Here is an 11,845-nt window from a genome sequence, read left to right as displayed (position 1 = left end):
GCCTTATGGAGGAAGCACAGGGAATTCAGGTGTACAAATTTGGCGGCGCCTCGGTGAAGGACGCGGCGGCGATTCTCAACCTCTGCCGCATTGTGCGGGACTTTGGGCCGCAGGGCCCGCTGGTGATTGTGGTGTCGGCAATGGGCAAAACGACCAATGCGCTGGAGGAGATTTATGATTTAGCGTACCGCGGCGCGGATTATTCGGGGCAATTCTCAGCTTTAGCCACAGCACATCGCGCAACGGTTGAGGAGTTGATGCGCCTACAATTACCAAAAGAAGCTGATGTTAATACTGAACTAGTCGAAGAAATTCTTGCTGAACTTGCTGATGCACTGGTTTCAATTGATACCGTCTGGACTTATGACCAGGGATACGACCAAATAGTGAGCTATGGCGAGCGGCTTTCCGTCGCCATCGTGACGGGAGCATTGGCTAATAATTTTTCCTGGAATGAAGTCAGTAAAAGCGCTGCTAAAGAACTAATTACGACCAACGAAAATTGGCGCGAAGGGCAAGTAGATTGGGTTGAAACCGCTGAAAATATTAAGTTAAATATCAATCAATTAGTCGCTTCAGGCATTGAGCTAATTGTTACGGAAGGATTTATTGGCGGAACTAACACAAATTTTCACACTACGCTCGGCCGCGAGGGCTCCGACTACACGGCCGCCATTCTGGCCTACTGCCTGCGGGCCGAGAGCGTGACCATCTGGAAGGACGTGGCAGGCCTGCTCAATGCCGACCCCAAGCTGTTTCCGGACACGGTGCGCTACCCCGAAATCAGCTACCGCGAAACCATCGAAATGGCCTATTACGGCGCTTCGGTTATTCATCCTAAAACGCTGAAGCCGCTGGCCGACCGTAATATTCCTTTGCGCGTTAAGTCGTTTCTGGACCCGGCGGCCGAGGGCACGCTCATTCACGACTGCCAGCACCCGGCGCTGGCCCCGGCCTTCATCCGCAAAACCGAGCAGTGCCTGATTTCCTTCGAAAGCAAAGACTTCGCTTTTGTGTCGGAAGAAAACCTGGAGGTGATTTTTGGGGCGCTGGCGCAGGCGCGGCTCAAAATCAACCTGATGCAGAATTCGGCCATCAGCTTTTCGGTGTGCACCGATTTTTCGGAGCGCCGCGTGCACCAGTTGCTGGACTTGCTGCGCGAGCAGTTCACCCTGCACTACAACACCGGCCTGACGCTCTTCACCATCAAAAACTACGACGCGGCCAGCATTACGCGCCTCACGGCGGGCAAACGCCTGCTACTGGAGCAACGTACGCGCAATACTTTTCAATTCGTTTGCCAATAATTTTTTAGTCGCTCCGCTCGATTCACTCCCTGCTTCCCATGGAATTCATTCTCGTAACCCCACAGGCCCGTCCGGCCGTGGCCCTCATCCAGCTCAACCGGCCCAAAGAGCTGAACGCCCTGAACCTGCAATTGATGCAGGAAATCCGCGATGCTCTGAAGGTGCTGGACGAGGACGACGCCGTGCGCGTGGTCATCATTACGGGCAACGAGCGCGCCTTTGCCGCCGGGGCCGACATTAAGCAGATGGCCGGCAAAACGGCCATCGACATGCTCATTACCGACCAGTTCAGCACCTGGGACCAGATTCGCAAGTTCCGTAAGCCGCTCATCGGGGCCGTGTCGGGCTTCGCGCTGGGCGGCGGCTGCGAGCTGGCCATGACCTGCGACATGCTCGTGGCCTCAGAAACGGCCCAGTTCGGGCAGCCCGAAATTCGCATTGGCACCATGCCCGGCGCAGGCGGCACCCAGCGCCTCACGCGGGCCGTGGGCAAGGCCAAAGCCATGGAAATGGTGCTCACCGGCGAATTTATCTCGGCCCAGGAGGCGCACCGCGTGGGGCTGGTAAACCGCGTGGTGCCAGTGGGCCAGTACCTGGAGGAAGCCTACCGCCTGGCGGCCAGCATCGCGGCCATGAGCCCGGTGGCGGCCCGCCTGGCCAAGGAATCGGTGAACCGCTCTTTTGAAACCCATCTGGACGAGGGACTGCATTTCGAGCGCAAAAACTTTTACCTCACGTTTGCCTCTGAAGACCAGAAGGAAGGCATGGCGGCCTTTGTTGAGAAGCGCAAGCCGGAATTTAAGGGCCGGTAATTTTTTTGGTGTGAAAATGTAAAAAATGTGGGGATGTGAAAATATGCTGTTGATATCAGTGCCTTTCACGCCCAATACGTACCCACAACCAGCCACCGTCCCAAGCAAATTTTCACATTCCTACATCTCCACATTTCCACATTTTTCACATTTCCTCTATGTCAGTACTCGTGGGCAAACGCGCCCCTTCCTTTAAAGCTACCGCCGTTATTGACGGCACGTTCGAAGAAGACTTTTCGCTGGACCGCTATTTGGGCAAAAAGCACGTCTTATTCTTTTTTTACCCCGCCGATTTCAGCTTGGTGTGTCCCTCTGAAATTCTGGCTTTTCAGGACCGATTGGCTGAATTCGAGCGCCGGAACGTAGCGGTCGTCGGCTGCTCCACCGATTCGCAGTACGCGCACTTGGCCTGGGAATTGAAGTCGCGCGACACGGGCGGCATTGCTGGCGTGAAATACCCGCTGGTAGCCGATGCCACCAAGACTATTTCGGCCAACTACGACGTACTCGGTGGCCACTACGACTACAATGAGCAGGGCGAGATGACCTTCACAGGTTCGCCCATGGCCTACCGCGGCCTGTTTCTGATTGACAAGGACGGCATCGTGCGCCACCAGCTGGTGAATGACCGGCCCCTGGGCCGCAGCATCAGCGAAGCCCTGCGCATGATAGATGCCTTGCAACACTACGAAAACAACGGCGAGGCCTGCCCCGTGGACTGGCAGGCCGACGCGCACGACTAGAATGCACAAATAGCGGCGGGCTTGGGCCAGATTAGCGTAATTTTGGGGCTTGCTTTTCTTTTATAACATAGCCCTGGCCCTTTACGGCCTGTTACTGCGCGTGTTGGCGCCGTTTGTGCCCAAGGCGGCGGCCTGGGTAGCGGGCCGCCGGGGGCTGCTGGCGCACATTCGGCGCACAATCGGCACCGAATGTGCGCCCCGCGTCTGGTTCCATTGCGCCTCGCTGGGCGAGTTTGAGCAGGGCCGGCCCCTACTGGAAGCCTACCGGAAAGCCCACCCGGCCACCAAGCTGGTGCTCACTTTTTTCTCGCCTTCGGGCTACGAAATTCGCAAGGACTGGCCTGGCGCCGACTACATCTTTTACCTGCCGCCGGACACGCGTGGCAACGCCCGCGCTTTCCTGGATGCGGTGCAGCCCCAGTTGGTGGTGTTTGTGAAGTATGAATTCTGGTACCATTTTCTGAATGAAACCCACCGGCGGGGAATTCCGGCGGTGGTAGTATCGGCCATTTTTCGCAAAAACCAGGTTTTCTTCAAGCCCTGGGGCGGCTTCTTCCGCGGCATTCTCCGGCGATTTGCGCACATTTTCACTCAAAACGAAGCGTCGGCCCAGCTACTGCGCGACGCGGGAATTCATCAGGTGAGTGTGGCCGGTGATACCCGCTTTGATACGGTAGTAGCCACGGCGGCCCTGCCCCCCAAAGTGTTGCCCGTGGTCAGTGCCTTCGTGGCCGATGGCGCGCCGGTACTGGTGGTGGGCAGCAGCTGGCCCGAGGACCTGCCCGCTTTGGCACCGCTAATTCGCCGCTACGGAGCCGAACTGCGGGTTTTGGTGGCCCCGCATGAAATTACGGAAAGCAACCTGCGCCTAGTGGAAACTTCGTTTCCCGGCCTCGTGCGGCGGTATTCGCAGGCCGAGCCGGCAACCGTGGCGCAGAGCCGCATCCTGTTGTTCGATAACATCGGCTTGCTGAGCCAGCTGTACCGTTTTGGCCAGTACGCCTACGTCGGGGGCGCATTTGGCAAGGGCCTGCACAACACGCTGGAGGCCGCGGCATTTGGCTCGCCCTTGTTTTTTGGACCTGCTTATGAAAAATTTCAGGAGGCCACCGAATTAGTCGCGCTCAAATGTGCGTTTCCCATTCACAATGCGCAGGAGTTGGAAGCGGCCTTCACTTACTTATGGCACAATGAAGAAGCCCGCCTACGGCTCCAGGACGCCCTGCTTGACTATGTGCACGGCCAGGCCGGCGCCACCCGCACTATTATGGCCGCGCTGCCCGGCCACACCACCTCATGAATCCTGACATCGCCTCCCCTCCTGCCCCCAATACCTTGCTAACTGGCACGGTGGTGAAGTCCACGGGCTCGTGGTACGTGGTGCGCGGCCTCGAAACCGGCCAGCTCTACCGGTGCCGCCTGCGGGGCAAATTCAAGATTAAAGGCCTAAAGGTGAGCAACCCATTAGCCGTGGGCGACCACGTGGAGTTCACGGTAGAAGCGCAGGCGGAGGGAGCTGCGGTTATCTCGCACATTGTGCCGCGCCGCAACTACATCATTCGCCGCTCGGTGCACAAAACCGGCCATTCGCACATCGTGGCCGCCAATCTTGACCAGGCCCTGCTCGTCGTCACGCTGGTTTCGCCGGCCACGTCATTCGGTTTTATCGACCGGTTTCTGGTCACGGCCGAGGCCTACCATGTCCCCGTCACGCTGCTCTTCAATAAAACTGACCTTTACGACGCCGAAGGGTTTGAGTACCAGGCCGAGATTGCGGGCATGTACGCCAGCCTGGGCTACCCCAGCCTCACTTGCGCGGCCACGACGGGCGAGGGCGTTCCGGAAATCGACCATCTTCTGGATGGCAAGGTGAGCCTGCTGGCCGGCCACTCCGGCGTGGGCAAAAGCACGCTCATCAACGCCCTGGTACCGGACCTGGACCTAAAAACCGCCGAAATCAGCGAATTCTCGGACAAAGGCGTGCACACCACCACCTTTGCCGAAATGCTGGAAGTGCGCCCTGGCACCCACATCATCGACACGCCGGGCATAAAGGAACTGGGCCTCGTGGACATGCCCCCAGCCGAACTGGCCGGCTACTTCCCCGAAATGCGCGCCCTGCTCAACCAGTGCCGCTACCACAACTGCCGGCACACCCACGAGCCCGGCTGCGTGGTGCGCGAGGCCGTGGACCAGGGCCGCATCGCCCTTCCCCGCTACGATAGCTACCTGAGCATGCTGGCCGGCGAGGACAACCGGCATTAGAATAGCAGTGAGCTTTAAGTTGCTAGCCAGGAATGATTGTAGCTTGAAGCTTGCAGCTCTTGAAGCACAAAAAAACCCACTGGTTTTCACCAGCGGGTTTTTTTGTGCTTCAAGAGCGACTACTTGGCAGCGGGCAGAATCACGCTATCGATAACGTGGGTCACGCCGTTGCTCGAAATAACGTCGGCGATTTGTACGGTAGCGGGGGCGTCTTTGCCGTTGCCAATCATTACAGTACCATCTTTCACGGTTACTTTCAGCTTCTCACCGTTCACGGTGGTCAGTTCCTGACCATCCTTCAGGTCGGCGGCCACCAAGCGGCCGGCGATTACGTGGTAGGTGAGCACACCAGCCAGTTTGTCTTTGCTAGCGGGCTCCATCAGGCCGGCTACGGCACCTTGGGGCAGCTTGTCGAAAGCGGCGTTGGTGGGGGCGAATACGGTGAAAGGACCGGCACCTTTGAGGGTCTCAACCAGACCAGCAGCCTTTACGGCGGCCACCAGCGTGCTCACGCTCGAAGCAGCAGCAGCGTTGTCTACGATATCCTTGTCAGCCGTCATGGCCACACCGTCTACCATCACGCCCTCGGGCTTGGCCATACGAGCCGAGTCGCCTTCCATAGTGGCTTCGGTTTCGGTAGCCACTACTTCGGTTTCGGTTTTGGTTTCGGTGCTGCAGCTAGCGAGCATGAGCGACGTGGCCAAAGCGGCCATCAGGGGGGCAAATTGCTTTTTCATGAAAAAAATGAGGTGAATTGGGTATTGTAAAAATTATTATCGGCAAATATGGTGATTCGCCGTCGAGGTTACGAAATGCGAAACCACGTTGGATGTTTCGGACCCAACCGATTTCCTACCTTCGTTGTTATGAAGCCCCCGCATTGGGGAACTACCAATTATTTCTTCCGCTAAACCCGCGAATTCATGAAAACTGCCGAAATCCACACCAAGAAAGGTGTTATGAAAGTTGAATTTTACGAGCAAGACGCTCCGAAAACTGTTAAAAATTTTATTGACCTGGCTGAAAAAGGCTACTACGACGGTCTGAAATTTCACCGTGTCATCCCAAATTTTGTGATTCAGGGCGGCTGCCCCAACACCCGCGAAGGCGCCAAGGGCCAGCCCGGCACCGGTGGCCCCGGCTACAAAATTGACTGCGAAACCAGTGGCAACAACCAGTACCACGAGCGCGGCGCCCTAAGCATGGCCCACGCCGGCAAGAACACCGGCGGCTCGCAGTTCTTTGTGGTGCACGACCGCCAGAATACCGCCCACCTCGACCGCGTGCACACCGTATTCGGCAAAGTAGTAGAGGGCGTGGAGGTTATCGACCAGATTCAGGCCAACGACGAAATCGAGAAGATTGTGGTGAAAGAGGCATAAGCTTCTTTCTAAATACAAAGAAGAACGTCATGCTGAGCGCAGCCGAAGCATCTCTACTGCAATACTAAAATTGATTAGTTGCGTGGTAGAGATGCTTCGGCAAGCTCAGCATGACGTTCTATTTTCTATATCTCCTACTACTTCTTACCCGGTGTAGGGTTCTCAATTTCCCGCACCAATTCGCCGTACCAGCCCTCGCCGTACTTGCGAATGAGTGGGTCTTTAAGAAATTGGTACACTTTCACGCCCAGCTTGTCACCAAACGAACAGGCTGGGTTGCAGATGCCCCACCGGTCGTAGTTCAGGGCATCGAACCCCTCGTATTTGGTGATACGAATGGGATATAAGTGGCAGCTAATGGGCTTTTTGAACGTGGTGGCACCGGCTAGGTACGCCTGCTCAATGCCACATTTCAGAATGCCGCGCTCGTCGTAAAGGGCGTAGGCGCATTCTTTGTCGTCGATGGTGGTGGTGCTGAAGTCGCCTTCCCAATCCTTGATGTAAAGGCCCTGCGCCTCGATGGCCGCGCGGCCCGCATCGGTGAGAAAGGGCTTGATGTTGGCGTATTCCTGCTCCAGAATCTTGAGCTCGGGCTCTTCGAGGGGGGCACCGAGGTCACCCTCCACGCAGCAGGCGCCCTTGCAGGCTTCGAGGTTGCAGACAAAAAAGTTATCGGCGATGTCATCGGAGATGACCGTTTCTTGAATAATAATCATTAGAACAAAGATAACCCCGCCCGCAGGGCTAGAAATTGGTTGCGCCCCCTATCCGGTGGCCGTATCTTTGTCAACCGTCCAAAAGGCGGCTTAATTCGCTGATGGCATTAGATTATCTCTCCCTACTCAATGGCTCGCAGGCGGCCGCGGTGATGCAAACCGAAGGCCCGTGCATGATTATAGCCGGTGCCGGCTCGGGCAAAACCCGGGTACTCACCTACCGCATCGCCAACCTGCTCGAAAAAGGCGTTGACCCGTTCAACATCCTCGCCCTCACTTTTACCAACAAGGCCGCCAAGGAAATGCGCGCCCGCGTCGAAAAGGTGGTGGGACCCAATGCCCGCAACCTGTGGATGGGCACGTTTCACTCGGTGTTTGCCAAAATCCTACGCACCGAAGCTGACAAAATTGGCTATCCGCGCAGCTTCACTATCTACGACTCCCAGGATTCTAAAACCCTGATGGGCCAGATTGTGAAGGAGCTGGAGCTAGACGACAAGCTCTACAAATCCAGTCTGGTGCTGGGCCGCATATCAGCCGCCAAAAACAAGCTGATTTCGGTGAATCAGTACCTTAACGACGCGGCCATCAAGGCCGATGACGAGGCGGCGCTCCGGCCCAAAATTGGGGTGCTGTACCAGCAGTACCAGCAGCGCTGCTTTAAGGCCGGCGCCATGGATTTCGACGACCTGCTTTTCAACACCAACGTGCTGTTTAAGGACCACGTGGATGTGCTGAACAAGTACCAGAACATGTTCCGGTTCGTGATGGTGGACGAGTACCAGGACACCAACTACTCGCAGTATTTAATTACTCGCAAACTGGCCGCCAAAGAGCGGAATATCTGCGTGGTAGGCGACGATGCGCAGAGCATTTACGCCTTCCGCGGCGCCGATATTACCAACATTCTCAATTTCGAGAAAGACTACCCCGAATTGCAGGTATTTAAATTGGAGCAGAATTACCGCTCCACCAAAAATATTGTTTGGGCGGCAAATTCGGTAATTAAAAACAACCAGGCGCAATTGCGCAAAGACGTATTTTCGGAAAACGAAGATGGCACCCTGATTGAGGTGCTAAAAGCGGCTTCTGACAACGAGGAGGGCAAATTGGTGGCCGCTTCCATCTTTGAGGACAAGATGAATGGGCATTTGTCGTACGACAATTTTGCCATTCTCTACCGCACCAATGCGCAAAGCCGCGCGATGGAGGAATCGTTGCGGAAATTAAATATTAAATACAAAATTGTTGGTGGCCTGAGCTTTTATCAGCGCAAGGAAATCAAGGATTTGGTGGCTTATCTGCGCCTGACTGTCAACCAGAATGACGAGCAAGCTATTCGCCGGGTAATTAATTACCCAAAGCGCGGCATTGGTGACACCACTATCAGCAAACTCATTACCACTGCCGACGAGCAGAACCACACCCTCTGGGAAGTGGTGGCCAATGCCGACCAATTCATGCCCTCGCGGGTGAGCAACCCGGTGGTGGGATTTGCCGAAAAAATCAAAAGCTACATTGCCGTAGCGGCCAAGGAAGACGCTTTTGAAGCGGCCAAGTTTATTGCCAAGAACTCGGGCATGCTGGAGGAGCTTTATGCTGACAAGAGCATTGAGGGCCTCTCCCGCTACGAGAACATGCAGGAGCTGCTCAACGGCATTAAAGAATACGTGGACGACCCCGAACGCGAGGACAAAAGCCTCGGCGCATTTCTGCAAGACATTGCCCTGGTCACAGATTCCGACCTGAAGGACGCGGCCCAGGAAGGCGAGGCCGTGACGCTGATGACCATTCACTCGGCCAAGGGCCTGGAATTCCGCAACGTGTACATCGTGGGCATGGAAGAAAACCTATTTCCGAGCCAGATGATGATTACCTCCCGGGCCGATTTGGAGGAGGAACGGCGCCTGTTTTACGTGGCTATAACGCGGGCTGAGAAAAAGCTCACGCTGAGCTATGCCACCTCGCGCTACCAATGGGGCAACCTGCGGAGCTGCGAGAAGTCGCGCTTTCTGGACGAAATCGACCCGCAGTACGTCAACTTCAAATTTGCCGCCGGGCCGGGCGCGGGCGATTCGCCGTTTCAGCACGTGTTTGAGCGGCGGTCGAATCTGATACCGGTAGCGCCGCGCAAGGTGCAGGCCACCAAATACGTAGCCCCAGCCGACTTCACTCCTTCCGACACGTCGAACCTGCAAAGCGGGCAGCGCGTGGAGCACGCCAAGTTTGGCTTTGGCGTAGTGAGTGCGCTCGAAACGCAGCAGGGCACCACCAAGGCTACCATCCAGTTTGAGGAAGTGGGCGAGAAAGTGCTGCTACTGAGTTTCGCCAAACTGCGGCTGCACTAATCTTCTGCTGACGCCACGGCCGGGGCATGCGCCCATCGTCCTATCTTTGGCTTGGGCCCCGTCGCAGACGCCCCCCTTATTATATATCAATGACTGACCTCCTCAACCTGCCCTTCCACCTGCAACTGCTGGTGCGCGAATACGGGCACAGTACCTACCAGCTCATTCTGGGCCTCAAAGACATTGAGGACGTGGCCGAGCGCACCAAACGAGCCGGGCAAATTGTGCAGCTGATGCTGCGCCTGCAGCCCGCATTGCGCGAGCTACCCGAAGTGCAAACCCGCCTCTGGAACCACCTGCACGCCATGGCCGGCGAAGAAGTGACCCTGGAGGCGCCGGTGCCGCTCCGCAGCCTCACGGTGCGCACCGAGAAACCCGCCCGCGTCCCCTACCCGCGCCAGGGCCCCAAACTGCGCGCCTACGGCGTGGCCGTGGAAGCCCTCATTGCCAAAGCCGTTACCCTGGAAGATGCCGCCGAGCGCGAACAGGCCACCGTGCAGATTGGCCGGACCATGAAGTTCCTGTACCGCCAGCACAACAAGGAAAACGCCAAGGACGTGACCATTCTGCGGCATTTGGGCGAGCTCTCGGGCGGCCAGCTCAAACTCGACCCGGCCGTGGTCGACAGCGATAACCTATTTGAAATGCCAGCCGGTACGGGCGCTACCAAGGCCTTCATCGTGCCCCAGCCCCAGCAGCGCGAAGGCCGCGACCGGCGCGAGGGCCGCGACAACCGCGAAGGCCGCGACCGCGACAGCCGGGGCAACGGCTTCGGCAACAAAAACGGCAAGAAGCGCAAGAAAGGCCGCAGCCAGGAGCCCCAGCAGCCGCCCCAATAATTATTTTAGCTGGTAGCTGGTAGCAATTAGCTGTTAGCTAAAGACTGTCTATCAGCCAATTCAGCTAGTTATCAATGAGCTAATGGCTAACAGCTATTAGCTAACAGCTTAATCCAAAATGGCAGCATTTGAAGTACGCGGTGGCAAAACACTGCACGGTGAAATCACGCCCCAGGGGGCCAAAAACGAAGCTCTCCAGATTCTCTGCGCGGTACTGCTCACCTCGGAGCCGGTCACCATCAGCAACATCCCCGACATTCGCGACGTCAACAAGCTCATTGAGCTGCTGCGCGATTTGGGCGTAAAAGTGGGCAAGCTGGCCACCGATACTTACGTTTTTCAGGCCGAGCAGGTGAATCTCGACTACATGGACACGCCGGAATTTGTGACGCAGGCGGGCTCTTTGCGGGGTTCGGTGATGATTCTGGGGCCCATGCTGGGGCGCTACGGTCGCTGCCAGCTGCCCAAGCCGGGCGGCGACAAAATTGGCCGCCGGCCCATGGATACCCACTTTTTAGGCCTGGAAAAGCTGGGCGGCAAGCTCACGCTGGAAGGCCTGGATTTCTACCGCATCAAAGTAGACGGCAAGCTGACGGGCACGCACATGCTGCTCGACGAAGCCTCCGTAACCGGCACCGCCAATATTCTGATGGCTGCCGTGCTGGCCGAAGGCACCACCACCATCTACAATGCCGCCTGCGAGCCCTACCTGCAGCAGCTTTGCCGCATGCTGGTGCGCATGGGTGCCAATATTCAGGGTATCGGGTCGAACCTGCTCACTATTGAGGGCGTGCAGCGCCTGGGCGGCACCGAACACCGCATGCTGCCCGACATGATAGAAATCGGTTCTTTTATCGGCCTCGCGGCCATGACGGGTTCCGAAATCACCATCAAAGACTGCCAGATTCCTGAACTGGGGCTCATCCCGGACACCTTCCGCAAGCTGGGCATTCAGATTGAATTCCGGGGCGACGACATTCACATTCCGGCTCAGCCACACTATGAAATTGCTACGTACCTCGACGGCTCCATCCTCACGGTGAGCGACCACACCTGGCCCGGCTTCACCCCCGACCTACTTAGCATTGTGCTGGTGGTGGCCTGCCAGGCCAAGGGCACGGTGCTTATTCATCAGAAAATGTTCGAGAGCCGCCTGTTCTTCGTGGACAAGCTCATCGACATGGGTGCCCAGATTATCCTCTGCGACCCGCACCGCGCCACTGTCATCGGCCTCGACCACACCAAGCGCCTGAACGGCATCACCATGACCTCGCCCGATATCCGGGCCGGCGTGGCTTTGCTCATCGCGGCTCTATCGGCCGAGGGCACCAGCACCATCCTCAACGTGGAGCAGATTGACCGCGGCTACCAGTTTATCGACCAGCGTTTAAATGCTCTCGGCGCGGATATTCGACGGATATAAAAGGACACCA

Annotated in this window: 11 protein-coding genes; 9 read left to right on the top strand and 2 right to left on the bottom strand. The window is 56.9% G+C overall.

Going from position 1 to position 11,845, the window contains the following annotated elements:
* The first annotated feature begins 5 nt into the window (after positions 1-5).
* The 5 genes from GM79_RS20460 (at position 6) to rsgA (ending at position 5,127) form a co-directional block, all read left to right on the top strand.
* On the top strand, positions 6-1,307 hold the full coding sequence (locus GM79_RS20460; protein WP_051719132.1) for an aspartate kinase: 1,302 nt from the start codon (positions 6-8) through the stop codon (positions 1,305-1,307).
* 38 nt (positions 1,308-1,345) lie between these two features.
* Entirely contained in the window at positions 1,346-2,119 is a 774-nt protein-coding gene (locus GM79_RS20455) for an enoyl-CoA hydratase-related protein (RefSeq protein WP_035567473.1), read from the top strand.
* 158 nt (positions 2,120-2,277) lie between these two features.
* Positions 2,278-2,862: a peroxiredoxin gene (locus GM79_RS20450; RefSeq protein ID WP_051719131.1), complete on the top strand. Its 585-nt coding sequence runs from the start codon at positions 2,278-2,280 to the stop codon at positions 2,860-2,862.
* A 49-nt stretch (positions 2,863-2,911) separates the two neighbouring features.
* Positions 2,912-4,162: a 3-deoxy-D-manno-octulosonic acid transferase gene (locus GM79_RS20445; protein ID WP_035567470.1), complete on the top strand. Its 1,251-nt coding sequence runs from the start codon at positions 2,912-2,914 to the stop codon at positions 4,160-4,162.
* Positions 4,159-5,127, top strand: a complete 969-nt coding sequence (gene rsgA, locus GM79_RS20440) for a ribosome small subunit-dependent GTPase A (protein ID WP_051719130.1) — start codon at positions 4,159-4,161, stop codon at positions 5,125-5,127. The genes GM79_RS20445 and rsgA overlap by 4 nt, the downstream gene beginning before the upstream one ends.
* 119 nt (positions 5,128-5,246) lie before the next feature.
* On the opposite strand, the gene GM79_RS20435 is transcribed toward rsgA, so the two are convergent.
* Positions 5,247-5,864 (bottom strand): fasciclin domain-containing protein, encoded by a 618-nt coding sequence (locus tag GM79_RS20435; protein WP_035567468.1) that lies wholly within the window; start codon positions 5,862-5,864, stop codon positions 5,247-5,249.
* A 186-nt stretch (positions 5,865-6,050) separates the two neighbouring features.
* On the opposite strand from GM79_RS20435, the gene GM79_RS20430 reads away from it, so the two are divergent.
* Positions 6,051-6,509 carry a peptidylprolyl isomerase gene (locus GM79_RS20430; protein ID WP_035567467.1) on the top strand — a complete coding sequence of 153 codons (459 nt, stop codon included), beginning with the start codon at positions 6,051-6,053 and terminating at the stop codon, positions 6,507-6,509.
* 137 nt (positions 6,510-6,646) lie between these two features.
* Here the strand turns inward: GM79_RS20430 and GM79_RS20425 are convergent, their stop codons facing one another.
* Complete coding sequence (locus tag GM79_RS20425; protein WP_035567466.1) at positions 6,647-7,225, bottom strand: DUF3109 family protein; 579 nt, start codon at positions 7,223-7,225, stop codon at positions 6,647-6,649.
* A 101-nt stretch (positions 7,226-7,326) separates the two neighbouring features.
* Here GM79_RS20425 and GM79_RS20420 point away from each other — a divergent pair, with 101 nt between their 5' ends.
* From GM79_RS20420 to murA, 3 genes are all read left to right on the top strand, one after another.
* Positions 7,327-9,573: an ATP-dependent helicase gene (locus GM79_RS20420; protein WP_035567465.1), complete on the top strand. Its 2,247-nt coding sequence runs from the start codon at positions 7,327-7,329 to the stop codon at positions 9,571-9,573.
* An 89-nt stretch (positions 9,574-9,662) separates the two neighbouring features.
* The gene (locus GM79_RS20415) at positions 9,663-10,412 is read left to right on the top strand and encodes a DUF4290 domain-containing protein (protein ID WP_051719129.1); all 750 of its coding nucleotides are present in this window, start codon (positions 9,663-9,665) and stop codon (positions 10,410-10,412) included.
* Positions 10,413-10,530: 118 nt separating this feature from the next.
* Complete coding sequence (gene murA, locus GM79_RS20410) at positions 10,531-11,835, top strand: UDP-N-acetylglucosamine 1-carboxyvinyltransferase (protein WP_035567464.1); 1,305 nt, start codon at positions 10,531-10,533, stop codon at positions 11,833-11,835.
* Positions 11,836-11,845 lie beyond the last annotated feature (10 nt).

This window comes from Hymenobacter sp. IS2118, from assembly GCF_000715495.1.
Lineage (GTDB): Bacteria > Bacteroidota > Bacteroidia > Cytophagales > Hymenobacteraceae > Hymenobacter.
Note: the sequence above shows the minus strand (reverse complement) of the source record. Positions and strands in the feature narration are given on the sequence as shown.